Source organism: Mycobacterium sp. NPDC006124 (assembly GCF_040614235.1).
In the GTDB taxonomy this organism is placed as follows: Bacteria; Actinomycetota; Actinomycetes; order Mycobacteriales; family Mycobacteriaceae; genus Mycobacterium.
This window is the reverse complement of record NZ_JBEXUA010000002.1, coordinates 449,516-473,686: the sequence shown is the minus strand read 5'-3', so window position 1 is coordinate 473,686 and position 24,171 is coordinate 449,516. Positions and strand designations below refer to the sequence as shown.

Here is a 24,171-nt window from a genome sequence, read left to right as displayed (position 1 = left end):
GTCAGGCCGTTCCGGCCAGGTGCAGCGCGGCGAGGTAGCCGAACGTCATGGCGGGGCCGATGGTTCCGCCGGGACCCGGATAGGTGTGACCCATCACCGGCGAGCTGACGTTGCCCGCCGCGTAGAGCCCGTCGATCACCGAACCGTCGTCGCGCAGCGCACGGCCGTGGACGTCGGTGCGGACGCCGCCCTTGGTGCCCAGGTCGCCGGGCACCAACTTGGCCGCATAGAACGGCCCGTGACTGATCTCGCCGAGATTGGGGTTGGGCTTGTTGGTCGGATCGCCGTAGTAGCGGTCATAGGCGCTCTCGCCGCGATGGAAGTCCTCGTCGACGCCCGTGCGGGCGAAGCCGTTGAACCGCTCCACGGTGTCGTTGAACTCACCGAGCGGCAGACCGGTCTTCTCGGCCAGCTCCTCGATGGTGTCGGCCTTGACGACGACGCCGGACTCCAGCCATCGCTTCGGAATGCGCTGTCCCGGTTGAAGTCCCGCGAAGATGTAGCGGTCGCGGTACTGCTGGTCGAACACCAGCCAGGAGGGCACGTTCTCACCGGGGCCGTCACCCTGGCCGAACTCGCCGCCGTACATCCAGTGGCAGGCCTCGACGTAGGGCATCGACTCGTTCATGAATCGCTTGCCCGAGGTGTTGACGATGATCGAGCCGGGGGAGTTGCGCTCGGACAGGGCGAACCACGGTGCCCCCACCAGCGGGACCGTCGGACCCCACCAGGAATCCTCCATCAATTCCAGTGCCGCCCCGAGTTTCTCGGCGGCGACGATGCCGTCGCCGGTGTTGGCGACTGCGCCGACGGTCCACTCGGTGGTGATGGGGGCGCGCTGATACTTGCGCCGCATCTGCTCGTTGTGCTCGAAGCCACCGCTGCCGAGGATGACGCCGCGGCGGGCCTTGATGAGCCGGGGCTCGGCGCTCTCCGGTTCGGTGGTGTCGCGCACCCAGACGCCGCGGACGACACCGTCCTCGACGTACAGATCGGTCAGCGCGGTGTTGAGTTGCACTGGCACCCCGGCCTTCTGGAGGCCAATGCGCATCGGTGCGATCAAGGCGCGGCCCATGCCGACGAGATTCTTGCCGGTGGCCTTCGCCCACGTCGCACGGATGCCGACCTTGAGGCTGCGCAGCACTCCTCGAGGATGGCGCTTGAGCTGATTGAGCCGCACGTAGTCCTGCTGCATCACCACCATGTTCATGGGGACCTTGCCGTACGGCGGCTCGAGGCCCGACTCGTCCGGTCCGAGTTTCTTGGCGTCGAACGGCTTGGGCTCGACCGATCGCCCGGTCGGCTTGCCGCCGGCGGCCTCCGGGTAGTAGTCGGAGTACCCGGGCACCCAGCACAGCTTCAGCGGCGAGTGCTCGAGCACGAACGACAGCATCTCCGGTCCACGGTCCAGATAGGTGTCGATCTTCTCCGGCTCGACGACGTCGCCGATGATCGTGCGCAGGTAGGTGCGCGCGGCCTCGGCGGTGTCCTTGACCCCGTCACGTTTGAGCACTTCGTTGTTCGGAATCCAGACGCCACCTCCCGATCGGGCGGTGGAACCTCCATAGTGCGGAGCCTTCTCGACGACTACTGTCGAGAGTCCCTGGTGGGCGGCGGTGAGTGCGGCCACCATGCCGGCGGCGCCGCTTCCGACCACGACGACGTCGTACTCCTGTTGAGTCATGTAGAACACGTTATAGAATTGCCCGGCCGACCCACAACTGTGCCGGTCGACGAAACGAGGGGACTTCACCGATGTTGTCGTCTGCAGCGCGTGCCGAGTTGGCTGCCGAGTTGGCTGAGGCTGAGCGCAGCAAGGTTGCGATCACGCCGTTGACCGATCGGTTTGCCGAGATCGACGTGGTCGACGCCTACGAGATTCAGTTGGTCAACATCCGGGCGCGGGTGGCTGACGGGGCCCGAGTGATCGGGCACAAGGTGGGTTTGTCGTCGGAGGCGATGCAGCAGATGATGGGCGTCGACGAGCCGGATTACGGTCATTTGCTCGACGACATGGAGGTCTTCGAGGACCGGCCGGTGCCGGCGGGGACGTTCCTGTATCCGCGGGTGGAGGTCGAGGTCGGGTTCATCCTCGCCGACGACCTGCCTGGTGCGGGGTGCACCGAGGACGACGTGCTGGCGGCGACGGCGGCGTTCGCCCCGTCGATCGAGTTGATCGACACGCGGATCACCGACTGGAAGATCAAGTTGTGCGACACGATCGCCGACAACGCGTCCTCGGCGGGGTGGGTGCTGGGTGCCGATCGGGTGTCGCCGAAGGACGTCGACGTCCGGGCGATCGAGGCGGTGTTGACCCGCAACGGTGAGGTGGTGGCCGAGGGGCGCAGCGACGCGGTGTTGGGCAACCCGGTGACCGCGGTGGCGTGGTTGGCCCGCAAGGTCGACCAGTTCGGGGTGCGGTTGCGGGCGGGGGACGTCGTGTTGCCGGGGTCGTGCACGCGGGCGATCGACGCCCGCCCCGGCGACGACTTCGTCGCGGACTTCATCGGGCTGGGTTCAGTCCGACTGTCATTCGAATAAGGAGAAGGCATGCCGGACAAGGCAACCGTCGCGATCGTGGGGTCGGGCAACATCAGCACCGACCTGCTGTACAAACTGCTCAGGTCGGACTGGCTGGAGCCGCGCTGGATGATCGGCATCGACCCCGACAGTGAGGGGTTGGCGCGGGCTCGGACGTTGGGGTTGGAGACCTCGCACGAAGGCGTGGATTGGCTGCTGGCCCGAGACGAGAAACCGGACCTGGTGTTCGAGGCGACCAGTGCGTACGTGCACCGCGACGCCGCACCGAAGTACGCGGCCGCCGGGATCCGGGCGATCGATCTGACGCCGGCCGCGGTGGGGCCGGGGGTGATTCCGCCGGCGAATCTGCGTGAGCATCTGGACGCTCCGAACGTCAACATGGTGACCTGTGGTGGGCAGGCCACCATTCCGATGGTCTACGCGGTGAGTCGCGTCGTGGAGGTGCCCTATGCCGAGATCGTGGCGTCGGTGTCCTCGGCGTCGGCGGGACCGGGGACGCGGGCCAACATCGACGAATTCACCAAGACCACCAGCAGGGGCATCGAGGTGATCGGTGGTGCCCGGCGCGGCAAGGCGATCATCATCCTGAATCCGGCGGAACCACCGATGATCATGCGCGACACCATCTTCTGCGCCATCCCCGAAGACGCCGACCAGGACGCGATCACGGCGTCGATCAAGGACGTCGCAGCGCAGGTGCAGACCTACGTGCCCGGCTACCGGTTGCTCAACGAACCGCAGTTCGACCCGCCGTCGGTGCACTCGGGCGGTCAGGCGTTGGTGACGGTCTTCGTCGAAGTCGAGGGTGCCGGGGACTACCTGCCGCCGTACGCGGGGAATCTGGACATCATGACCGCCGCGGCGACGAAGGTGGGCGAGGAGATCGCCAAGGAAATTGCTGGCTGCGGCGATGAGCGCTTGCGCGAAGAGCAGACGGTCCGGTCGGGAGGTCACGCATGAGCGTCAGCGAGGGCGTCTTCTTCAACCCGGTCTGGGATGTCCGGATGACCGACACGTCGTTGCGTGACGGGTCTCATCACAAACGCCACCAGTTCACCGCCGAGGAGGTGCGGTCGATCGTGGCCGCGCTGGATGCCGCGGGCGTGCCGGTCATCGAGGTCACCCATGGCGACGGGCTCGGCGGGTCGAGCTTCAACTACGGATTCTCCAAGACCCCGGAGCAGGAGCTGATCAAGCTGGCCGCCGAGACGGTCACCGAATCCAAGATCGCGTTCCTCATGCTGCCGGGTCTGGGCACCAAGGACGACATCAAGGAGGCGCAGGGCAACGGTGGCTCGATCTGCCGCGTCGCCACGCACTGCACCGAGGCCGACGTGTCGGTCCAGCATTTCGGGTTCGCTCGCGACCTGGGGTTGGAGACCGTCGGGTTCCTGATGATGGCCCACACCATCTCCCCGGAGAAGCTCGCCGCCCAAGCGCGGATCATGGCCGATGCGGGCTGCCAATGCGTGTACGTGGTGGATTCGGCGGGTGCGTTGGTGTTGGAAGGGGTGGCCGACCGGGTGGGGGCGTTGGTCGCCGAACTCGGTGGCGACGCGCAGGTGGGTTTTCATGGTCACGAGAACCTCGGTCTGGGGGTGGCGAATTCGGTGACCGCGGTGCGGGCGGGGGCCAAGCAGATCGACGGGTCCACCCGGCGTTTCGGCGCGGGTGCGGGTAACGCGCCGGTCGAGGCGATGATCGGGGTGTTCGACAAGATCGGGGTCAAGACCGGGATCGACTTCTTCGAGATCGCCGACGCCGCCGAGGACGTGGTGCGCCCGGCCATGCCCGCCGAGTGTCTCCTCGACCGCAACGCACTGGTGATGGGGTATTCGGGGGTGTACTCCAGCTTCCTCAAGCACGCCATCCGGCAGTCCGAGCGGTACGGCGTGCCCGCACATCAACTTCTTCACCGCGCCGGTCAACGCAAACTCATCGGCGGCCAAGAAGACCAACTCATCGACATCGCGCTGGAGATCAAACGCGAAATGGACGCGGCCGCCGCCACGGCCTGACGCCGGATTCACAGTCGGGCGGGGCATCATGGCCCGGGTGACCGCTGCCCCAGCCCACACCAGGCGACGCGTCGGTTCCCTCGAGGTCCTGCTGCTCGGTCTGATTGGCTTGGCGTCCTCGGCGGGGCTGGTCAGCGGTTTCGTCGCCGACAGCTCGGCGTTGCGGACCGCGGCGACGGTGTTCTGCGGGGTGTTCGTCCAAGCGCTGCCGTTCCTGGTTCTCGGGGTGGTGGTCAGCGGGCTGATCGCCGCCTTCGTCAGCGCCGAGCGGTTGCAGCGTTGGCTGCCGCGGCGGCCGGCCCTCGCGGTGGCGGTGGCCGGCGTGGGCGGCGCAGCCCTCCCGGGGTGCGAATGCGGTTCGGTGCCCGTGGCGCGCAGGCTCTTTGGCCCGGGCACCAACGGCGCGGCTGCCCTGACCTTCATGCTGTCGGCGCCGGCGATCAACCCGGTGGTGTTGGTCGCGACCGCCGTCGCGTTTCCCGGCCAGCCGGCGATGGTGCTCGCACGGTGCGTGGCCTCCCTCGTCACCGCGGTCGTCATGGGGCTGCTGTGGTCGCGGTTCGGCAAGGACGAGTGGGTGACCAGGGATCTGCCCGCGTCCGCGCCCGACGGGTCGTCGCGATGGGTCGTGTTCACCGAGGCGGCCCGGCACGACTTCCTGCAGGCGGCGTCCTACCTCGTGGTGGGAGCGGCAGCCGCGGCGGCGCTGCACGTGCTGGTGCCCGCGTGGGTGTTCGAGCACCTGGCTGGCAACCTCGTCGTCGGGGTCGTGACGATGGCGCTGCTGGCCGCGGTGCTGGCGCTGTGTTCGGAGGCCGACGCGTTCGTCGTCGCGAGTTTGACGATGGTTCCGTTGGTGCCGCGGTTGGTCTTCCTGGTGGTGGGCCCGGCGTTCGACGTGAAGTTGTCCGCGATGCAGGCGGGCATGTTCGGCCGCCCGTTCGCGATGCGCTTCGGCCCGGCCACGTTGGTGGTGGCCAGCGTCGTCGCGACCGTCGTCGGCGTGGCCATCCTCGGGGGTGGGTCGTGAGCCGCAGCACGCAGAACCTGATGTTGCTGCTCGTCGGGTTGAGCACCGCGGTGATGCTGGTGAAGGGCACCTACCTGAACTACGTGAGGCCGGGCCTGCTGCCCTGGCTCGCGCTCGCGGCGGCCGCGCTGGTGGCCCTCGGTCTGGTGGCCGTCGTGCGAGATCTACGGTCGAGTCGCCATGCGCACCCGCACGGCGACGACGACCACGGGCACCGGCACCAGCCGTGGCTGGGCTGGCTGCTGTTGATCCCCATTGCGATGGTGGCCTTCGTCGTCCCGCCGGCGCTGGATGCCCGCGGTGCCACACCGGCGGCGGTCAGCGCACCGCAACGGCGCGCGTTCCCGCCCCTGCCCCCGGGGGACGCGCCGACGGTGTCGCTACCCGAGGTGGTGATGCGGGCTGCCGCCGATTCGACGAATTCCCTTGCGGGAAGGTCGATCACGCTCACCGGCTTCACCCTGCACCAGGCGGGCGGCGTCGACCTCGGGCGCGTCGTCATCGTGTGCTGCGCGGCCGACGCGCAGCTCGCCCGCGTCCACCTGACTGGTCCCGCCGCACCGACCGCGGCCGAGCGCCCGGAGGACACCTGGCTCAAGATCGAAGGTCAGATCGTGCCCGGGTCCTCACACGCGAATGACGGGTACATCCCGACCATGACGGTCACCAGCGTCACGCCAATCGACAAGCCGGCCAACACGTATGCCTACTGACGTCTCGGGGTTCGCCGACGAGGGCTTCGGTCCCGTCGCGGACGCGTTCGCCGACAACTTCCGACGCGGCTCGGAGATGGGTGCGGCGTGCGCGGTGCACCATGACGGCCGGCTGGTGGTGGACGTGTACGGCGGCGTCGCCGATGCGACCACGGGCCGGCGGTGGACGGCCGACACCCTGACCGTGGGCTTCTCGGTCACCAAGGGTCTGATGGCGCTGTGCGGATACCTCGCGCAGCAGCGCGGACTGCTCGGCTTCGACGCGCCCGTGGCATCGGTGTGGCCGGAGTTCGCCGCAGAAGGCAAGCAGGACATCGTGATTCGCGACGTGTTCGCCCACCGGGCCGGCCTGATGGCGCTGGACGCCGATCTGACCCTCGACGACGTCCTGGCGTGGGATCCGGTGATCCGCGCCATCGAGGCGCAGCGTCCGCTCTGGACACCGGGGACGGCCTTCGCCTATCACCCGCTGACGTTCGGTTGGCTCACCGGAGAGATCCTGCGCCGTACCACCGGCATGATGCCGGGGGCCCTGCTGAGCGCGTACCTGACCGAACCACTCGGGGTCGACGCGTGGATCGGCGTGCCGTCGGGGATCGAGCATCGGGTGGCCCGGATGCACGCTCCGCGCTCGCGGCTACTGCGGACCGGTTACCGCGCGATGCCCGCGATCCTGCGACGCATCGGGAAGGCGTCTGCGGTTCGCGCCGTCACGCTGGGATCGGCGTTTCCCTTTTCGTTGATCGACGGGTGCGCGGGCGACTTCAACACCTCTGCCGTGCACACCGCGCAGATCCCGGCCGCCAACGGCATCCTCGACGCCCGCGCGTTGGCGACGATGTACGCCTCGGCGGTCGCACCCATTACCGGTGAACCGCTGCTCTCCGCCGCGTCGATCGCCGACGCGGTCACGGTGCGCTCGGCGGGGGACGGCTGGTCCGGTGCGCTCAGCCCGCCGGGGATCCGGTTCTCGACGGGGTTCCTGGTCGACGGCATACCGTTCAGGCCACTGCTGTCGGCGTCGTCGTTCGGGCACGACGGTGCCAGCGGCAGCCTGGGGTTCGCCGACGCCGACAGCGGGACGGGCTTTGGCTACGTCAACAACCTCATCGCGCCGCGTGATCATCGCGCGAACGACCTGACCGCGGCGCTGAGACGCTGCCTCGGTCTCTAGCTCGTCGGACCGTACCGGCACGATGTAGGGCATGGAGGCCACCCGCGAGCAGGCGCAGACCATCCTCGAGCAGCTGGCCGGACCCGAGGCGGTGCTGCGCGACGACCAGTGGATCGCGATCGAGGCGCTGGTGGTGCAGCGGCGTCGCGCGTTGGTCGTGCAACGCACCGGGTGGGGCAAGTCGGCGGTGTACTTCATCGCGGCCAAGCTGCTGCGTGCCAGCGGGCACGGTCCGACGGTCATCGTCTCGCCCCTGCTGGCACTGATGCGCAACCAGGTGCAGGCCGCCGACCGGGCCGGTGTCCGTGCGGCCACCATCAACTCGAGCAACGTCACCGACTGGTCCGAGATCCACGAGCGGGTGCGCGGCGGAGACCTCGACGTCCTGCTGGTGAGTCCGGAACGACTGAACAATCCCGACTTTCGCGATCAGGTACTGCCCGCTCTCGCCCATGACGCTGGCCTGGTCGTCGTCGACGAAGCGCACTGCGTGTCGGACTGGGGCCACGACTTCCGGCCGGACTATCGACGCATTCGCACGCTGATCGCCGAACTGGGCACCGACGTTCCGGTGCTGGCGACCACCGCCACCGCCAACGACCGCGTCGTCGACGACGTGGCGAGCCAGCTCGGCGTCGGCGGTCAGGACACGCTGGTGCTGCGCGGCGGCTTGGATCGCGAGTCGTTGAGGCTGTCGGTGGTCAAGGCGGGCAACCCGGCCCAGCGCGCGGCCTGGCTCGCCGCGCACATCGATTCGCTGCCGGGGTCGGGCATCGTCTACACGCTGACCGTGGCGCAGGCCAACGACGTCGCGGCGTTGTTGCGCGATCAGGGGCATCCGGTGGCGGCCTACACCGGAGCGACCGAGACCTCCGAGCGCGAACAACTCGAGGCCGACCTCTTGGGCAACCGCGTCAAGGCGCTGATCGCCACCTCCGCACTCGGGATGGGGTTCGACAAGCCCGACCTCGGGTTCGTCGTCCACCTGGGCGCGCCGTCGTCACCGATCGCCTACTACCAGCAGGTCGGTCGCGCGGGCCGGTCGACGGCGAGTGCCGAAGTGGTGCTGTTGCCGGGCCACGAGGACCAGGACGTCTGGCGCTACTTCTCGTCGGTGGCGTTTCCGTCGGAGGCCATGGTGCGCAACGTGATCGACGCCCTCGAGTCCGAGCGGCCGCAGTCGACGCCTGGGCTGGAGCCGCTGGTGGATCTGGGGCGGACCCGGCTGGAGATGGTGCTGAAGGTGCTCGACGTCGACGGGGCGGTGCGGCGGGTGAAGGGCGGCTGGGTCGGCACCGGGGTGCCGTGGGAGTACGACGAGGCGCGGTACCGAAAGCTCGACGAGGCCCGCAAGCGCGAGCAGCAGGCGATGCTCGACTACCAGGTCACCGAGGGATGCCGGATGGCGTTCCTGCGCGGGCAGCTCGACGACCCGGAGCTCGCCGAGGGTGAGCGGTGCGGGCGCTGCGACAACTGCACCGGCACACGGTACGACGCGTCGGTCGATCCGTCCTCGGCCGAGGACACCCGCCAGCGGCTGATGCGGCCGGGTGTCGAGATCGCCCCTCGAAGGCAGTGGCCCTCGGGGTTGGTGAAGCTCGGAGTCAGCCTCAGCGGCAAGATCGGCGACGGACCTGCGGCCGGTCGGGTGATCGGCCGGCTGACCGACCTGGGCTGGGGAGCGCGGCTGCGGAGACTGCTCGACGAGCCGGACGCCGAGGTACCCGACGAGGTCGTCCAGGCGGCGGTGAAGGTGCTGGCGTCGTGGGACTGGGCGACCAGGCCGACCGCCGTGCTCGCGATGGACTCCGCCCGCCATCCCGTGCTCATCGGTTCGTTGGCGCGCGAGCTGGCGCGACTCGGACGGCTGACCGATCTCGGGACGCTTCAGTACGCACCGGAACGTCGACCGGTGACGGCGGCCAACTCCGCCTACCGGGTCGCCTCGCTCGAGGGTGGTTGGCTCGCGCCAGATCCGGCCGTCATAGCGGGCGCCGGTGGGCCGGTGCTGCTGGTCGACGACATGACCGACACCGGCTGGACGATCACCATGGCGGCGCGCGTGGTCGCCGCTGCCGGTGCGCCGGAGGTGCTGCCGTTCGCTCTTGCCAGCACCAGCTAGTACGCGTCCGGCTCACGTTCCCGCTGAATGCGGTGTGCGTGGTCTTGGGCGCGGGTGGTCGCCCGGCGCGGCATGGTGAGTCCCGCGGTGTGCGGTGTGGGTCGGCCGGTCGTCGTCACCGTGGCAGTGGGTCTGGACAGTTCGGGGAAGAGCAGTCGGCTGCCCGGTGTGGTGATGAATTCCTGGCCATCCGGTGCAGTCCACAGAACGGTGCCGTCGTCGAGTTGTCTGTCGCGCCAACCATTCTCGCCACCCCAGAACGTCTTGAGCAAGTGGTGTCGACGGCATAGGCATTTGAGGTTGGATGCGGTGGTCGGTCCGTGTGGCCACGCAATCGTATGATCCACATCGCAATTCGTGGCGGGCATGCGGCAGCCGGGGAAGCGGCAGGTCATGTCGCGGCAGCGGATGAAGTCGGCCAGCTTCTTGGATGGTCGGTACCGCTGTTCGGGTGGGGCTTGCCCGGGGTGCACGATCGGGGTGAGGGTGGCTCCGATGGTGGCGCGGCGGGCGATCGCCCCGGGGAGGAATTGACCGCCCATCAAGGCCGCGGGGCGCAGGTTGGCCAGCGTGCCGGGTGTCGGGGTGAGGGCCTCGGTGAGGGTGAGGTCGCGTAGGGGCGTGTCGATAAGCGGTGGGTGGTCGCCGTCGAGGGCGGCGGATTCGTCGGTGGGCGTCGGAGTCGTGGTCGGCCTCGAGTCGTCGTGTGGCGCAGCTTCGTCGGGCTCCGATGCGACGTCGGGTTCTGGTGCGGCCTCGGCGGCGGGTACTTCCGGTGGCGGTGCGGGCGTCTCGGGCGCCGGCGGCGCCGGCGGCGCCGGCGGTGGCGGTGCGGGCGTCTCGTATTCGGGTGCCGGATCGGTCAGTGTCTCTTCGCTGGCGATGACGTAGACCACCACTCCGGTGGCGGGTGGGTTCTGGGCGGCGGGGCAGTCGTCGGTGCCGCAGAGGCAGGCCATGCGGTCGTTCCCACCAGCGCCGAAGGCGTCGGCGCGGAGTTGGTCGGCGGTCCGCGGGTCGGCGGGGCACACGGTGGCGGCCAGGGCTCGCAGTCGGGCCTGCAACGCCTTCGCATCATGGGCGAACAGGGTGGCGTACAGGGTGGCCATACCGCTGCCGTCCTCGTCGATGGAGATCTCCACCGATCGACTCCGCGCCTTGGTCTCGGTCCGCCGCACCGCCAGCGGGTCAACCTGCGCCACCAGCGCGTCAATCGCCTTCTCGGTCTTGTCCACCGACATCGGCTCCCATGAACCGAACGCCTCGGCCAGTAAAGCGTCCAACGTCCGTAGGGCGTCGGGGTCGACGACCAGAGCGGCCCGCGTCACCACGGTGCGGACCAGCTGGTAGGTGATGAGCCCGTCGGCGAAGACCGCGGCGACGCGAGGGAAGCGTTCGTGCAGTGCGACCGCGATCAGCAGTTGATTGCCCGCTGCGCCGGGGGTGATGCGTTGGGCGGCGCCGATATGCGCGGCGACGGCGTCGAAATCGTCCAGGCACCATTGGTCGCGATCCGCGGATCCCGACGCGGCATGGGCCTCGTCGAGCATGGCCGCCATCGTCGCCACCCGACGGGCGCACGCCGCGTTCTCCACCCGGGCCCACGCCGACAGGGCTCCTGCCCCGCGGGTGCCGGTCGTGGCGTCCACCAACTGATCGAACATGAGTCCAGTCTATGGCGCGGGTCTGACGAAAAGCGTTCTGCTACAAGCGTTCTGTGGATAACACGTCAGTCTGTGGACAACCAGGCCCATGCCGCTGAAAATGTCGGACGGGAGTGCTAGGCCCGCCCGCCAAGCTGCGCGGTGAGGACCCGGGAACTCGCCACCAGGCTGCGTGCCCGCTTGGCGATCTCGGCGTCGGTGAGCGCCCGCCCGATCTGCAACGACATCACCATCGCTTGCCTGCGATGATGATCGAAGACCGGTGCGGAGATGACGCTGATGTCCTGACGCTTCTTCGACCGTCCCGCACCCGTCGCCACCTCGCTGCTGAGGTAGACCCGTTCACCGATGTCGGAGATCATCTCGCCCAGCAGTGCGCGCAACTCCTGTGGAAGGGTGCTCGACATGCCCGCCATCAGCGCGTAGAGCCGGCGCCCGCTGGGAGTCAGTCGCTCGACGAGGTACCCCTCCCGGCGACATTCGGCCACCACCCGGTCGAGGCGTTCGGAATCGGTGCGCAGCGGGATCGTCGGCTCCTTGCCCAGCCAACTGCGCAGCGCCTCGTCGTCCCACAGCACGAACATCAAGCCGACGGGTGGCGCGAACGGATAACTCTGACCCACCCGCACTCCGACGTCGGCGCTCTGCGGACCGACCAGCTCCAGCAGGGTGATTCGGTCCTCGATCACCGCCGACAGCGCCGCGGTGGTGTCGTAGGCCCCGGCCAGACGAGCCAGTTCCTCGCGGGCAGTGGGGCTGACGCGCATCGACTCCTGCGCGGTGTGTCCGAGCGAGATGAGGCGCGGTCCAAGCCGGTAGGTCTTGTCCTGCGCGTCGCGAATCAGGTAGTCCGAATCGGCGAGAGTGGTCAGGATGCCGAGACACGTGGGCTTGCTCAGCTCGACGCGTCGGGCCAGGTCGGACAGTCCGAATCGGTCGTGCGGATGGCGGGCCAGGAAGTCGAGGATCGCGACGACCCGCTGAGTTGGCGGCGAGGCTCTGTCGGTCATCGCGCCTCCTCCGCCGACGTTGACTCGAATTAGAACACGTTCTAGTGTCAGGTCGGTAAATGTACCAGCGCGGTCCAATAATGGACCGCGCTGGGCGGGTTTGGATCACCGGGAGGCCGCAGTCCACATGTATTCACAGCCGTTGGCCGACGCGATCGCCGAAGCCGAGAAGCTCGTCGCCGCAGCACCGTTCATCGAATCCGACGCGGATCTGCTCGAGGGGCTGCAGTACCTCGCCGGCTGCATCTCGGGCTGCACGCACGTGGCCTTCGACTACGACAGGGACCACCCATTCCTGCACAGTGGCACCGGGCCGTTCACCAAGATGGGCCTCGACAATCCCGACACCATGTACTTCGGCACTCGCGTCCAGCCCGGACACGAGTACGTCGTCACTGGCTCACGTGGCACCACCACCGACGTCAGCTTCCAGTTGCTGGGCGGTGAGTACACCGACGACAACGTGCCCGACAGCGAGACTGCGTTCGACGACCGCAAGCTCGACATCGCCGACGACGGCAGCTTCGAGTGGCGATTCACGCCAACCGTGCCGGCGCAGTTGGTGATTCGCGAGGTATACAACGACTGGTCCGCGCAGCGGGGCACCTTCGCCATCGCCCGCACTGACACCGAGGGCACGGCACCACCGGCACTGACCAAGGAATTGATCGAGAAGCGCTACGCCGTCGCAGGCAAGCAACTCGTGCAGCGCGTGAAGACGTGGCTGCAGTTTCCGCAGTGGTTCTACACCGACGCGCCGGCCAACACCATGGTCTCGCCCCGGCTGACTCCCGGTGGGCTGGCGACGCAGTACTCCTCGGCCGGCCAATTCGACCTGACCGAAGACCGGGCGCTGGTCATCACCCTGCCCGTCACCGACGCGCCCTACCTTGGCTTCCAGCTGGGCAGCCTCTGGTACATCTCGCTGGACTACATCAACCACCAGACCTCCCTGAACGGCACTCAGGCGCAGGCTGATCCGGACGGCAAGATCCGCATCGTGGTCGCCGACCGCAACCCCGGCGTCACCAACTGGGTGGAGACGCTCGGCCATCGCAAGGGATATTTCCAGTTCCGATGGCAGCGGGTGTCGCGGCAACTGACCGAGGCCGATGGTCCGACCGTCGAGTTGGTGGACGTCGGCGACGTCGCCGGCGCGCTCCCGTACTACGAGTCGAACCTCATCTCCGATGACGACTGGCGAGCACGGATTGCTCTCCGGCAACGGCAAATTGGCGAAAGAATGGTGGGATAGCATGGCCGGACTTCTGGAGGACAAGGTCGTCGTCATCAGCGGCGTCGGACCGGCATTGGGAACGACGCTCGCAAGGCGGTGCGCCGAGCAGGGCGCCGACCTGGTGTTGGCCGCCCGTACCGTGGAGCGACTCGACGACGTCGCCAAGCAGGTCACCGACCTGGGCCGTCGAGCCCTCTCGGTGGGTACCGACATCACCGACGAGGCTCAGGTGCACAACCTCGTCGAGGAGTCGCTCGAGGCGTTCGGCAAGGTAGACGTTTTGGTCAACAACGCCTTTCGGGTGCCCTCGATGAGGCCGCTCGCCGACACCACCTTCGAGCACATGCGCGACGCCATCGAGCTGACGGTGTTCGGCGCGTTGCGCATGATTCAGGGCTTCACTCCGGCGTTGGCCGAGGCGAACGGGTCGATCGTCAACGTGAACTCGATGGTGGTCCGGCACTCGCAGGCCAAGTACGGGGCGTACAAGATGGCCAAGTCGGCGCTGCTGGCGATGTCGCAGTCCTTGGCGACCGAGCTCGGCGAAGCGGGAATTCGCGTCAATTCGATTCTTCCCGGCTACATCTGGGGCGGAACGTTGAAAAGCTACTTCGAACACCAGGCGGGCAAGTACGGCACCTCCGTCGACGACATCTACGAGGCCGCCGCGGTCAACAGCGACCTCAAGCGGCTGCCCACCGAGGACGAGGTCGCCTCGGCCATTCTCTTCATGGCGAGCGATCTGTCCAGTGGCATCACCGGGCAAGCCCTCGACGTCAACTGCGGAGAGTACAAGGCATGAGGACCAACGTAGGAACCGTCGACGACCTGCATGCCTCGGCGACGAAGGCCTGTGGGCTCGACGATTTCGGGGTCGACGACGACAACTACCGCGAGGCTCTCGGGGTATTGCTCGACTCGTTCGGCCGCGACGCCGAGCTCACGGAGTTCGGCAGCAAGATGCAACGATTCTTCGTCCGCAATGCTCTCGTCGCCCGGCTCGTCTCGGAAGCGGCCTTCAAGCAGTACCCGCAGCACGTGGACGTGGCGATCCAGCGGCCGATCTTCGTGACCGGTCTACCGCGCACCGGGACTACCGCCATCCACCGACTGCTCACTGCCGATCCGGCCCACCAGGGGCTCGAGCTGTGGCTGGCGGAGTTCCCGCAACCGCGTCCGCCGCGCGACACCTGGTCGCAGAACCCGGTCTTTCAGCGGATCGACGCGCAGTTCAGCAAGGCGCACGAGGAGAACCCCGACTACACCGGGCTGCACTACATGACCGCCGACGAGGTGGAGGAGTGCTGGCAACTGCTACGCCAGTCGCTGCACTCGGTGTCCTACGAGACGCTGGCGCACGTGCCGACGTACTCGAGGTGGCTGTCGGAGCAGGACTGGACGAAACCCTATGAGCGCCATCGCAAGAACCTGCAGTTGATTGGGCTCGACGACGCCGAGAAGCGTTGGGTGCTCAAGAACCCCAGCCACCTGTTCGCCCTCGACGCGCTGTTCGCCACGTATCCCGACGCGCTGGTGGTGCAGTGTCACCGCCCGCCCGAGACGATCATGGCCTCGATGTGCTCGCTGGCGCAGCACACCACCGAGGGCTGGTCGACCGTCTTCACCGGTGACGTCATCGGGCAGGACTCGCTGGAGACCTGGTCGCGCGGGCTGGAGTTGTTCAACGCCGAACGCGCCAAGCATGATCCGGCGCAGTTCTACGATCTGGACTACTTCGAGTTCATCAAGGACCCGATCCCGGTCGTCCAGAAGGTCTACGAGCAGTTTGGCATCGAATTCACCGACGCGGCAAGGGATTCGATGACCGCGATGCACGCCGAGAGTCAGCAGGGGCCGCGGGCGCCCAAGCACACCTACTCGCTGGCCGACTACGGGTTGACCGACGACGTGGTCAAGGAGCGTTTCAGGGGGCTGTGAGGCGTCAGTGCGTCACGTTGGCAAGTGCCTCGATGCGTGTCAGGGCGCCCTTGGCCAACGTGAGCGTGTCGTAGCCGGTGTTCTCCGAGCAGGCCGTGATCTCAACGGCTGCGTTGTGCGCGGAGATGAAGGCGTTCTCACAGTTCCAGGCGTCGCCGGGATCTGCCATGGACCAGAGTGCGATCTGGGGTGAGCCGGAGTCCTTCGACGGTTGGAGACGAAATTCGTCGGCCGTGCCGTCCTCACCGGCCGCCTTCAATGGGCGGTCCCGGCAGGCGTCGACGGTGCGCCGTACGTCGTCCACCGCTGCCCTGGGGTCGTAGTCGTCGTGATAGACGCCGACCATTTCGATGACGTTGGCCCGGGGTCCTGCTTCGTCGAGCCAGTACCCGCCGCTGTGGGCTACCGGCTTGGGATCGAAGATCAAGGGCGCCTGGCGTTCCTGGGCGAGGGCGGCACATTCGGCGGGTTCGGCTGAGACATACGGGCTGGGGAACTCGGTGGGATCGGCATTGGTGCTCAGCAAGTCCTCGACTTGACTGGCGGCGATGGGAGCGACCGGACGCGCCCTCTGAGGTCGGGCGTCGTCGATGGTCCGCGTACACCCGCACAGCAGCAACCCGACGACCAGGATCGCCCCCAAGCTGCGCACGCGCTAGCCGTCACCGGGTGACGGCGCGCTCGACTCCTCCTCCAGACAGCCCTCGGCGACGGCATGTCGGATGCTGTCGGAGAGCCGGGGGCACGACTTGCTCCTGCTGCTGTCACCGCCGTTCGCCCGTACCTCGGCGAACGTCGCGCAGCGCTGCGTGGCGTCGGAACTCCATTGCACGGCAGTGTGTCCCGCGCCGAGCTTCTTGACCGCGACGGTGACGTGGCAGAAGCGGCAGTCCACGGGCGTCAGTCCCGCGGTCAGGTAGCGCTCGCGATCTCGTGCCGAGGCTGCCTTGACCGCAGCCGCCCGCTCGGGGTCGGAGGCGAAGTCCGGTGCCTTGGACCAGGTTCCAGAGGCCTCGCGCGTGGCGGCGGGATGTTCGTCGTCGTCGTGACCGAGGAGGGCCAGCATCGAGCGCGCCAGCCGATCGGCATCTGGCGCGCCACTCATGTCGCCGGCTGTTCCTCCGCGCGCTTGCGCAGATTCTCCTCGACTTCGACGGCCCACTTCTCGTTGGCCGCCGTGGTGTCGACCTCGATCTCGAAGCGGTCGGTCATGTCCGGTGTCACGTCGGCGACGTCGACGTAGAACTGCTGATACCAACGGCGCATCTGGTAGACCGCACCGTCCTCCTCCACCAGCAGTGGGTTGTCGATCCGGGTCTTGTGCTTCCAGATCTCCACGTCCTGCAGGAAGCCCTTGCTCACGCCCTCGGTGAACGCCTTGGACAGCTTCTCGGTCATCTTCTCGTCCATGCCCTTGGGCTTCTCGACGATGACGCCCCACTGCAACACGAACGAGTCCTGCGTGACGGGGTAGTGGCAGTTGATCAGGATCGACTCGGCCTTGAATCCGCCATAGTTGTTGTGCAGCCAGTTGATCATGAACGACGGGCCGAAGTAGGACGCCTCGGAGTCGAGGTGTGCCTCGCCGTAGGCGGTGCCGAGGTCGTCGACGTCGGGCCTGCCGACGTTGTGCAGATACTGCGAGGCGACGTGGCCTTCGAAGACGTTCTTGAAGTACGTCGGCAAGCCGAAGTGGATGTAGAAGAAGTGCGCCATGTCGGTCACGTTGTCGATGATCTCGCGGCAGTTGGAGCCTTCGATGAGCATCGAATTCCAGCGCCACTCGGTCCAGTCGTCGCTGCCGTATTCGGGAAGCTCGGGGATGCGCAGTTCCGGCGGCGGCGGATTGCCCTCGTGGTCGTGCCAGACGTAGAGCAGCCCGTTGCGGACGTCGGTCTCCCAGGCGCGCGTGCGCGCCAGTCGCGGAGTGCGCTTGGCATAGGGCACCAGCTTGCACTTGCCGTCGCCACCCCAGCGCCAGTCGTGGAAGGGGCAGGCGACCTCGTCGCCCTTGACCGTGCCTTGAGACAGGTCACCACCCATGTGCCGGCAGTAGCCGTCGAGGATCTTCAGGTCTCCGTGGGAGTCGGCGAAGACGACCAGCTTGGTGCCGAAGATCTCCACCGAGTGCGGTGTGCCGTCGGCGAAGTTCGCGACCGGTCCGAGGCAGTGCCAGCCCCGCGCGTAGCGGTCCGGCAGTGCTCCGGTGTCGATCTCGCGAATGCTCGCAGATACCGCGGTTGTCTCGGTACTCACGGTCGGCCTTCCGTTCGATTGCCCTCTAACTAGAACACGTTACAGTTTTTCCCGTCGTGCGCGCAATGTGGCCGTTCTCGGCTGCGGTATATCTAGACGATGCCGCTGTTCGCGTTCGAGGGTCGATCACCCGTCGTCGACCCGGGTGCCTTCGTCGCCCCGACCGCCACCCTGATCGGCGACGTCCACGTGGCGGCAGGCGCGTCGGTGTGGTTCAACGCCGTGCTGAGGGCCGACTTCGCGCCGATCATCGTCCGCGAGGGCGCCAACGTTCAGGATTGCAGCGTTCTGCATGCTCCGCCCGGGATCCCGGTCGACATCGGACCCGGGGCGACGATTGCCCATGCCTGCGTCATCCACGGCGTGCACGTCGGCCAGGAGGCGGTGATCGCCAACCACGCCACCGTGCTGGATGGGGCCGTGGTCGGCAGGCGCAGCCTGGTCGCCGCGCACTCGCTGGTCACCGGCGGCACCAAGATTCCCGACGAGGTGTTCGTCACCGGTTCCCCGGCGAAGGTCCGCGGTCCGATCGCCGGCACGGGCGCCCAGATGTGGGTCGACGCCAACCCGGCCGCCTATCGAGAACTGGCGCAGCGCTACCTGAAAGGCCTGGAGCCCGTCGGCGAGTAGCCCCTATTTCGCGTCGGGCAACCCGACCCGCAGGGCAATCTGCTGCATCTTCGCGACGTTGGTCACGAACTGACTGGTCGTGTTGTCTCCGACCGCGCTCTGAAACTCCAGCCGGACCAACGCCCGGCCCTCGGCGAAGAAGACCAGGGTGACGGCCTTGTCCTCGTCGGGGGCCGTGCCCGACACGACCACGCCGTCGGTGCCGACGGGGAAGGGTTGCGGTTGGCCACCCGTCACCAGGGTGGGCAGGGTGCCGGCCGCCTGCTTCAGCGTGGCGGTGGCCGTCGCGGCGTCGGGATAGACCATGAACGTGTCGACGATCGCCCGGCTGTCCTCGTCGTTGACGAAGAACGCGCTGGCTCCCGGGCTGCCGTCGGGCTGCGACTCGCGGGAGCGCTCCACGAAGGTGTCCTCGGCGTCGGTGAGGTCGGCGGCCGACAACAGCAGGCCGCGGTAGTCGACGGCCGCGGGCGCCTCGGAGGTCTTGGTCGTGGACGGCGCATAGGGGATGGTCGGCAGGGTCGGTGCGCTGCTGCTCTGCGCGGTGGTGCCGCTGCTGCCGTCGGGCGGCGTACAGCCGCTGGTTCCGACGACGAGCACGGTGGAGAGGGCGGCGACGAGCGTTTTGGGTGTGACGAACGTTTTGGGCATGAAGTGTCTAAGAGTCATCAATGTGAAGGGGTTGGAGAACGAGGAATCCCCTCCAACGTACGCGACGCCCTCACGGGCGACGCGTCACCGCTTGTCGGCCGACACCACCCACATGGAGTAGTACTGCGACCCTCCGCCGTACGCATGCCCCATCGCCTTGCGGGCGCCCTCGACCTGATGGTCACCCGCCTTGCCCATCACCTGGATGGCCGACTCGGCGAACCGGATCATGCCCGAGGCCCCGATCGGGTTGCTCGACAGCACCCCGCCGGACGGGTTGAACGGGATGCGGCCGCCGATCGCGGTCTCGCCCGCCTCGGTGAGCTTCCAGCCTTCGCCCTCGGCCGCGAATCCGAGATTCTCCAACCACATCGGCTCGAACCAGGAGAACGGGACGTAGACCTCCGCGACGTCGATCTCGTCGATGGGCGAGGTGATGCCGGCGTCACGCCACAGTGCGGCGGACGCGTCCCGGCCCGCCTGCGGGTTGACCTGGTCGCGCCCGGAGTAGGCGAGCGGTTCGGTGCGCAGCGCGGTGGCGTGGATCCATGCCACCGGGTGACCGTCGGCGACGCGACGGTCGGCGACCTCCTCGTCCCCGATCACGAGCGCACAGGCACCGTCGGACGACGGGCAGGTCTCGTCGAAGCGGATCGGGTCCCACAGCATCTGCGAGGCCATCACCTTCTCCAGGGTGATGTCGGGCTGATGCAGGTGGGCCAGGGGATTCTTGGCGCCGTTGAGCCGGTCCTTGACTGCCACCATGGCGCCGATGTGGTTCGGGGCGCCCGAGCGGCGGATGTAGGAACGGATGTGCGGCGCGAAGTAGCCGCCTGCGCCCGCGCCGACCGGTTTGGTGAACGGTACCGGAATGCTCAACGCCCACATGGCATTCGACTCCGACTGCTTCTCCCAGGCCATCGTCAGCACGCGTTTGTACTTGCCCGACTGCACCAGGCTGGCCGCCACGATGGCCGTCGACCCACCGACCGAACCGGCGGTGTGCACCCGGATCAGGGGCTTGCCGGTCGCTCCCACGGCGTCGGCCATGAACAGCTCGGGCATCATGACGCCCTCGAAGAAGTCGGGCGCCTTGCCGACTACGACGGCGTCGATGTCGTCGAAGGTCGAGCCGGAGTCCTCGAGTGCCTTGTCGATGGCCTCGCGAACGAGGCCGTTCATCGAGACGTCCTTGCGCTTGGCCACGTACTTGGTCTGCCCGGTGCCGAGCACCGCGGCGAGAGTGCCTGCCACTAGCTCTTCCCTTCCATGACTGCCACGAGATTCTGTTGCAGCGCAGCGCCACTGGTCGCGTGAGCGAGCACCCGCTGGGCACCGCCGTCGAAGATGTGCCGGGCGGCGAAGCCGATGCGCTCCAAGCCGGTCGAGAACATCGGGTTGGCGGCGAGCGCACCGCCCGACGGATTGACCTTCGTCGAGCCGTTCAGACCGATCGCCTCGGTGAGGATCAGCTGCTGATGGGTGAACGGGGCGTAGAGCTCGGCCACGTCGATCGAACCCACGTCGCCACCGGTGGCCGCCGCCGCGGAGGCCGCGGTCGACGGGGAGGTGGTGAGGTCGCGGGCACCCAGGACGGGGGTTTCGATGCGATGCTCGAAACCCGTTATCCACGCTGGGTTCTCGCGAAGCTCGCGCGCCTTGTCGCCGGAGGCCAGCACGATGGCCGACGCGCCGTCGGTGATCGGCGCGATGTCGTGGCGGCGCAACGGATCTGCGAAGTACGGCTGATCCAGGAGTTCTTCGATCGTCGTGCCGGGTTCGAAGCGATCGTTGCGGGGCGAGGCGGCCAGGGACTCCAGCGCCACCTGCGCCATCTGCTCGGCCGTCCACTTGCCGGAGTCCAGTCCGAGCCGCGCTTGCAAGCCGGCGGTCGAGACGGCGTCCGGCATCAGCGGAGCGACGGTGTACGGATCGGTCTGCAGCGCCAGCACCCGGCGCAGCACGCCGGCCGAGGACTTGCCGAAGCCGTAGACCAGGGCCGTTTCGACTGACCCCGTCAAGATCTTGATGTACGCCTCGTACAACGCCCACGCGGCGTCCATCTCCACGTGCGACTCGTTGATCGGCGGCACGGCCCCGATCGAGTCGATCGCCGAGAGGAACGAGAATGCGCGTCCGGCAAGGTAATCCGAAGAACCCGAGCACCAGAACCCGATGTCGGTCTGCTCGATGCCCAGGTCGGCGTACAACTCGGCGAAGCACGGCATCAGCATCTCGACGCCGTTGGTGGTGCCCTCGGTGCGGCGAACATGCGGAGCATGCGCGAATCCGACCACTGCTACCTCAGTCATTGAATCGAGCCCGCCTCACTGGTGGTGCTTGTAGGTGTCGTAGTCGGCATCGGGCTCACCCGTCGGCCGGAAGTAGTCGATGTTGTCGATGCCAAGTCCCCACTCCTCGCGGGGCTTCCACACCGCCTCCACCCGCATGCCCATTCGGACCTCGGCCGCGTCGATCTCGGTGACGAGGTGCAGGAAGGGGATGTCGGCACCGTCGAGCAACACGTAGGCGGCGACGTAGGGCGGCTTGATGCGCTGTCCGGCGAACGGAATGTTGATGATGGCGAACGTGGTGACCGTGCCCTTGTCGGGTAGCTCGACGTACTCGGTCAGCTGCTGGCCGGTCGCCGGATCCGCCTCACGCGCAGGGAAGTACACCTTGCCGCCGGCCGTCCTGGCGCCGACCAGCCTGCCCTCCTCGAGCGCCCGCAGGAAGGTGCTCTCGGGATGGGACGCGGTGTGCTGAATCTCCATCGACGTCGGGACGACGATCATGGTGACCGGGTCTCTGGGATCGGGCGCGTCGGCGACCTCCGGTAGGTCCTCCTCGGAGTCACCGAGTGCGAAGTACGCGATGTCGGTGATCGAGCCGACGGGCTCGTCGGCCCAGTGCACGTGCACCCGCGCGCCGGTCTCGATGCCGGCGGAACCGGCGTCTCCGGTGTCCACGGCGTGGATCAGTGGCGTGTCCGCGCCGTCCAGCTTCACCAGCGCCCACGCGAACGGGCGGTCCAGCGGCTGCCCGTCCAACGGTTCCGGCTGCCACGTCCACGACAACACCGTTCCGACGCTGGCCACCGGTACGATCTCCGACAGCCGCTCGTAGGTGACGGGGTCGAACTCGGCGGGCGGCACCAGCACTCGACCGTCCGACCCGCGCACGCCGACGACATGTTGCCCGCGCAGTTCGGTGAAGAATCGACCGAGCACGGTGCCTACTGAACGGGTGTAGTCGAATGACAGTTTCAGAGGAGCCGAAAGAGGCGGCTCGTGCTCATCGATACTGGCCGGGCTACTTTGGCTGGCGCTCACGCATCGAGTAGAACAGGTTCTAACAATCGTCGCAAGAATGTCCCGAAAGGTGGCCTCGTGAAACTCGGACTCCAGCTCGGATACTGGGGCGCGCAGGCGCCGACCAACCACGCCGAACTCGTCGCCACGGCCGAGGAAGCGGGTTTCGACACCGTCTTCACCGCCGAGGCCTGGGGTTCGGACGCCTACACCCCGTTGGCGTGGTGGGGTCGCGAGACGAGCCGGATGCGGCTGGGCACGTCGGTCGTCCAGCTGTCGGCCCGCACCCCCACCGCGTGCGCGATGGCGGCGTTGACCCTCGACCACCTCTCCGGCGGGCGGCACATCCTCGGGCTCGGCGTCTCGGGTCCGCAGGTGGTGGAGGGCTGGTACGGGGCCAAGTTCCCCAAGCCCCTGGCTCGCACCCGCGAGTACGTGGACATCCTGCGCCAGGTGTGGGCGCGCGAAGCCCCGGTGCACAGCGACGGCCCGCACTACCCACTGCCGCTGACCGGTGAGGGCACCACCGGTCTTGGCAAGAACCTCAAGCCGATCACCCATCCGCTGCGCGCGGACATCCCGGTCATGCTTGGCGCCGAGGGTCCCAAGAACGTCGCGCTGGCCGCCGAGATCTGCGACGGCTGGCTGCCGATCTTCTACTCGCCCCGGATAGGTGCCATGTACAACGAGTGGCTCGACGAGGGCTTCGCCCGGCCGGGTGCCCGTCGCACGCGGGAGACCTTCGAGATCTGCGCGACGGCGCAGGTCGTGGTGACCGACGACCGGCCAGAGGTGATGGAGTTGATGAAGCCGCACCTGGCGCTCTACATGGGTGGAATGGGCGCCGAAGACACCAACTTCCACGCCGACGTCTACCGGCGGATGGGCTATTCCGAGGTGGTCGACGACGTGACGAAGCTGTTCCGCGCAGACCGCAAGGACGAGGCGGCGAAGATCATTCCCGACGAACTGGTCGACGATTCGGCCATAGTGGGCAACCTCGACTACGTGCGCGAGCAGATCACGGCGTGGGAGGCCTCGGGCGTCACCATGATGGTGGTGGGCGCCCGCTCGTCGGAGCAGATCAAGGATCTCGCCGCGCTGGTGTAGACACTTCTTGCAAACTGTCTAGAACGCGTTCTAGATTTGGCGTGTGACCGATCACACCATCGCAGGATCCGTCGTGACCATGCCCGTTCGGATCCGAGCGGCGACGCAGCACATGGCGATGTTCTCGGTCGACGCCGACGCCGCGCAACGGATGATCGACTACAGCGGCCTGCAGGTGTGCCGCTACCGGCCGCGGCGCGCCGTCGTCGTGTTGATGCTCATGCACTACGTCGACGGCGATCTCGGGCAGTACCTCGAATACGGCACCAACGTGATGGTCAACCCGCCGGGGTCGTCGGCCACCGGGTTCAAGGCATTGCAGTCCGCAGGCGCGTTCATCCATCACCTGCCCGTCGACGGGGCGTTCACGTGCGAGGCGGGGCGCAGCATCTGGGGTTATCCGAAGGTGTTGGCGGACTTCACGATTAGAGACGGCCACCGGTTCGGCTTCGACGTCACCATCGACGGTCAGTTCGCGGTCGGCATGGACTTCCGCCCCGGGCTGGCGGTGCCGTCGGCCCTGACCTCCAAGACCCAGGTGCATCCGACCTACTCGCACCTCGACGGCGTGACGCGGGAGACCGCAGGGGAGATGACGACTTCCGGGGTCCGCTACCGGCCGGGTGGGGTGCGGGTCCGTTTGGGCCAACACCCCTACGCCAAGGAGTTGGCGTCGCTAGGGTTTCCCAAACGCGCCATGATCTCGAGTTCCGCCGCCAACGTCGAGATGACTTTCGCCGATGCCAAGGAGATTCGATGACCCAGG

At 67.5% G+C, this 24,171-nt stretch carries 23 protein-coding genes; 13 read left to right on the top strand and 10 right to left on the bottom strand.

Annotation, left to right across the window (positions count from 1 at the left end; all coding sequences use genetic code 11):
• Position 1 precedes the first annotated feature (1 nt).
• Positions 2-1,684, bottom strand: a complete 1,683-nt coding sequence (gene kstD, locus ABZ195_RS06090) for a 3-oxosteroid 1-dehydrogenase (protein ID WP_355215770.1) — start codon at positions 1,682-1,684, stop codon at positions 2-4.
• 71 nt (positions 1,685-1,755) lie between these two features.
• Here kstD and ABZ195_RS06085 point away from each other — a divergent pair, with 71 nt between their 5' ends.
• The 7 genes from ABZ195_RS06085 to ABZ195_RS06055 are packed head-to-tail and all read left to right on the top strand — an operon-like array spanning position 1,756 to position 9,598.
• Positions 1,756-2,541 carry a 2-keto-4-pentenoate hydratase gene (locus tag ABZ195_RS06085; protein WP_355215768.1) on the top strand — a complete coding sequence of 262 codons (786 nt, stop codon included), beginning with the start codon at positions 1,756-1,758 and terminating at the stop codon, positions 2,539-2,541.
• Positions 2,542-2,550: 9 nt separating this feature from the next.
• Positions 2,551-3,501 carry an acetaldehyde dehydrogenase (acetylating) gene (locus ABZ195_RS06080; protein WP_355215766.1) on the top strand — a complete coding sequence of 317 codons (951 nt, stop codon included), beginning with the start codon at positions 2,551-2,553 and terminating at the stop codon, positions 3,499-3,501.
• Complete coding sequence (dmpG, locus tag ABZ195_RS06075) at positions 3,498-4,559, top strand: 4-hydroxy-2-oxovalerate aldolase (protein WP_355215764.1); 1,062 nt, start codon at positions 3,498-3,500, stop codon at positions 4,557-4,559. Before ABZ195_RS06080 ends, dmpG begins: the two co-directional genes overlap by 4 nt.
• 37 nt (positions 4,560-4,596) lie before the next feature.
• The gene (locus ABZ195_RS06070; RefSeq protein WP_355215762.1) at positions 4,597-5,589 is read left to right on the top strand and encodes a permease; all 993 of its coding nucleotides are present in this window, start codon (positions 4,597-4,599) and stop codon (positions 5,587-5,589) included.
• Positions 5,586-6,302: a TIGR03943 family protein gene (locus ABZ195_RS06065; protein WP_355215760.1), complete on the top strand. Its 717-nt coding sequence runs from the start codon at positions 5,586-5,588 to the stop codon at positions 6,300-6,302. Before ABZ195_RS06070 ends, ABZ195_RS06065 begins: the two co-directional genes overlap by 4 nt.
• Positions 6,292-7,476, top strand: coding sequence for a serine hydrolase domain-containing protein (locus ABZ195_RS06060; RefSeq protein ID WP_355215758.1), 1,185 nt, complete (start codon positions 6,292-6,294; stop codon positions 7,474-7,476). Before ABZ195_RS06065 ends, ABZ195_RS06060 begins: the two co-directional genes overlap by 11 nt.
• A gap of 31 nt (positions 7,477-7,507) precedes the next feature.
• Positions 7,508-9,598 (top strand): RecQ family ATP-dependent DNA helicase, encoded by a 2,091-nt coding sequence (locus tag ABZ195_RS06055; protein WP_355215756.1) that lies wholly within the window; start codon positions 7,508-7,510, stop codon positions 9,596-9,598.
• Here ABZ195_RS06055 and ABZ195_RS06050 read toward each other — a convergent pair.
• Both ABZ195_RS06050 and ABZ195_RS06045 read right to left on the bottom strand, forming a co-directional pair.
• On the bottom strand, positions 9,595-11,262 hold the full coding sequence (locus ABZ195_RS06050; RefSeq protein ID WP_355215754.1) for a DUF222 domain-containing protein: 1,668 nt from the start codon (positions 11,260-11,262) through the stop codon (positions 9,595-9,597). The two genes, ABZ195_RS06055 and ABZ195_RS06050, sit on opposite strands and share 4 nt — an antisense overlap.
• A 116-nt stretch (positions 11,263-11,378) precedes the next feature.
• A complete protein-coding gene (locus ABZ195_RS06045) occupies positions 11,379-12,272 on the bottom strand; it encodes a helix-turn-helix domain-containing protein (protein WP_355215752.1) in 894 nt (297 codons plus the stop codon).
• Between the two features lie 127 nt (positions 12,273-12,399).
• On the opposite strand from ABZ195_RS06045, the gene ABZ195_RS06040 reads away from it, so the two are divergent.
• Genes ABZ195_RS06040 through ABZ195_RS06030 form a run of 3 tightly spaced genes read left to right on the top strand, consistent with a single transcriptional unit; the run spans position 12,400 to position 15,447 of the window.
• Entirely contained in the window at positions 12,400-13,527 is a 1,128-nt protein-coding gene (locus ABZ195_RS06040; protein ID WP_355215750.1) for a hypothetical protein, read from the top strand.
• Between the two features lies 1 nt (position 13,528).
• Entirely contained in the window at positions 13,529-14,311 is a 783-nt protein-coding gene (locus ABZ195_RS06035) for an SDR family oxidoreductase (RefSeq protein ID WP_355215748.1), read from the top strand.
• On the top strand, positions 14,308-15,447 hold the full coding sequence (locus tag ABZ195_RS06030; RefSeq protein WP_355215746.1) for a sulfotransferase: 1,140 nt from the start codon (positions 14,308-14,310) through the stop codon (positions 15,445-15,447). The genes ABZ195_RS06035 and ABZ195_RS06030 overlap by 4 nt, the downstream gene beginning before the upstream one ends.
• A gap of 4 nt (positions 15,448-15,451) precedes the next feature.
• On the opposite strand, the gene ABZ195_RS06025 is transcribed toward ABZ195_RS06030, so the two are convergent.
• The 3 genes from ABZ195_RS06025 to ABZ195_RS06015 are packed head-to-tail and all read right to left on the bottom strand — an operon-like array spanning position 15,452 to position 17,703.
• Positions 15,452-16,099, bottom strand: a complete 648-nt coding sequence (locus ABZ195_RS06025; RefSeq protein ID WP_355215744.1) for a sensor domain-containing protein — start codon at positions 16,097-16,099, stop codon at positions 15,452-15,454.
• A gap of 3 nt (positions 16,100-16,102) precedes the next feature.
• Positions 16,103-16,552, bottom strand: coding sequence for a hypothetical protein (locus ABZ195_RS06020; RefSeq protein WP_355215742.1), 450 nt, complete (start codon positions 16,550-16,552; stop codon positions 16,103-16,105).
• A complete protein-coding gene (locus tag ABZ195_RS06015; protein ID WP_355215740.1) occupies positions 16,549-17,703 on the bottom strand; it encodes a Rieske 2Fe-2S domain-containing protein in 1,155 nt (384 codons plus the stop codon). Before ABZ195_RS06015 ends, ABZ195_RS06020 begins: the two co-directional genes overlap by 4 nt.
• A 99-nt stretch (positions 17,704-17,802) precedes the next feature.
• On the opposite strand from ABZ195_RS06015, the gene ABZ195_RS06010 reads away from it, so the two are divergent.
• On the top strand, positions 17,803-18,333 hold the full coding sequence (locus ABZ195_RS06010) for a gamma carbonic anhydrase family protein (protein ID WP_355215738.1): 531 nt from the start codon (positions 17,803-17,805) through the stop codon (positions 18,331-18,333).
• A gap of 3 nt (positions 18,334-18,336) precedes the next feature.
• On the opposite strand, the gene ABZ195_RS06005 is transcribed toward ABZ195_RS06010, so the two are convergent.
• The 4 genes from ABZ195_RS06005 to ABZ195_RS05990 form a co-directional block, all read right to left on the bottom strand.
• Positions 18,337-18,984: a hypothetical protein gene (locus tag ABZ195_RS06005; RefSeq protein WP_355215736.1), complete on the bottom strand. Its 648-nt coding sequence runs from the start codon at positions 18,982-18,984 to the stop codon at positions 18,337-18,339.
• 84 nt (positions 18,985-19,068) lie between these two features.
• A complete protein-coding gene (locus ABZ195_RS06000) occupies positions 19,069-20,238 on the bottom strand; it encodes a thiolase domain-containing protein (protein WP_355215734.1) in 1,170 nt (389 codons plus the stop codon).
• A complete protein-coding gene (locus ABZ195_RS05995; RefSeq protein WP_355215732.1) occupies positions 20,238-21,296 on the bottom strand; it encodes a thiolase domain-containing protein in 1,059 nt (352 codons plus the stop codon). Before ABZ195_RS05995 ends, ABZ195_RS06000 begins: the two co-directional genes overlap by 1 nt.
• 15 nt (positions 21,297-21,311) lie before the next feature.
• Positions 21,312-22,316, bottom strand: a complete 1,005-nt coding sequence (locus tag ABZ195_RS05990; RefSeq protein WP_355215730.1) for an OB-fold domain-containing protein — start codon at positions 22,314-22,316, stop codon at positions 21,312-21,314.
• Between the two features lie 57 nt (positions 22,317-22,373).
• Between ABZ195_RS05990 and ABZ195_RS05985 the strand changes: the two genes are divergently transcribed.
• Positions 22,374-23,405, top strand: a complete 1,032-nt coding sequence (locus tag ABZ195_RS05985; protein WP_355215728.1) for an LLM class F420-dependent oxidoreductase — start codon at positions 22,374-22,376, stop codon at positions 23,403-23,405.
• A 43-nt stretch (positions 23,406-23,448) separates the two neighbouring features.
• On the top strand, positions 23,449-24,165 hold the full coding sequence (locus ABZ195_RS05980; protein WP_355215726.1) for an acetoacetate decarboxylase family protein: 717 nt from the start codon (positions 23,449-23,451) through the stop codon (positions 24,163-24,165).
• Positions 24,166-24,171: the final 6 nt, after the last annotated feature.

Bases quoted from the DNA above. Each gene is read 5' to 3' on its own strand.
- ABZ195_RS06020 (WP_355215742.1), bottom strand. From the start codon at position 16,552: ATGAGTGGCGCGCCAGATGCCGATCGGCTGGCGCGCTCGATGCTGGCC.
- ABZ195_RS05995 (WP_355215732.1), bottom strand. From the start codon at position 21,296: ATGACTGAGGTAGCAGTGGTCGGATTCGCGCATGCTCCGCATGTTCGC.
- ABZ195_RS06080 (WP_355215766.1), top strand. From the start codon at position 2,551: ATGCCGGACAAGGCAACCGTCGCGATCGTGGGGTCGGGCAACATCAGC.
- ABZ195_RS06060 (WP_355215758.1), top strand. From the start codon at position 6,292: ATGCCTACTGACGTCTCGGGGTTCGCCGACGAGGGCTTCGGTCCCGTC.
- kstD (WP_355215770.1), bottom strand. From the start codon at position 1,684: ATGACTCAACAGGAGTACGACGTCGTCGTGGTCGGAAGCGGCGCCGCC.
- ABZ195_RS06055 (WP_355215756.1), top strand. From the start codon at position 7,508: ATGGAGGCCACCCGCGAGCAGGCGCAGACCATCCTCGAGCAGCTGGCC.
- ABZ195_RS06035 (WP_355215748.1), top strand. From the start codon at position 13,529: ATGGCCGGACTTCTGGAGGACAAGGTCGTCGTCATCAGCGGCGTCGGA.
- ABZ195_RS06030 (WP_355215746.1), top strand. From the start codon at position 14,308: ATGAGGACCAACGTAGGAACCGTCGACGACCTGCATGCCTCGGCGACG.
- ABZ195_RS06010 (WP_355215738.1), top strand. From the start codon at position 17,803: ATGCCGCTGTTCGCGTTCGAGGGTCGATCACCCGTCGTCGACCCGGGT.
- dmpG (WP_355215764.1), top strand. From the start codon at position 3,498: ATGAGCGTCAGCGAGGGCGTCTTCTTCAACCCGGTCTGGGATGTCCGG.
- ABZ195_RS06085 (WP_355215768.1), top strand. From the start codon at position 1,756: ATGTTGTCGTCTGCAGCGCGTGCCGAGTTGGCTGCCGAGTTGGCTGAG.
- ABZ195_RS06005 (WP_355215736.1), bottom strand. From the start codon at position 18,984: ATGCCCAAAACGTTCGTCACACCCAAAACGCTCGTCGCCGCCCTCTCC.
- ABZ195_RS06050 (WP_355215754.1), bottom strand. From the start codon at position 11,262: ATGTTCGATCAGTTGGTGGACGCCACGACCGGCACCCGCGGGGCAGGA.
- ABZ195_RS06045 (WP_355215752.1), bottom strand. From the start codon at position 12,272: ATGACCGACAGAGCCTCGCCGCCAACTCAGCGGGTCGTCGCGATCCTC.
- ABZ195_RS06040 (WP_355215750.1), top strand. From the start codon at position 12,400: ATGTATTCACAGCCGTTGGCCGACGCGATCGCCGAAGCCGAGAAGCTC.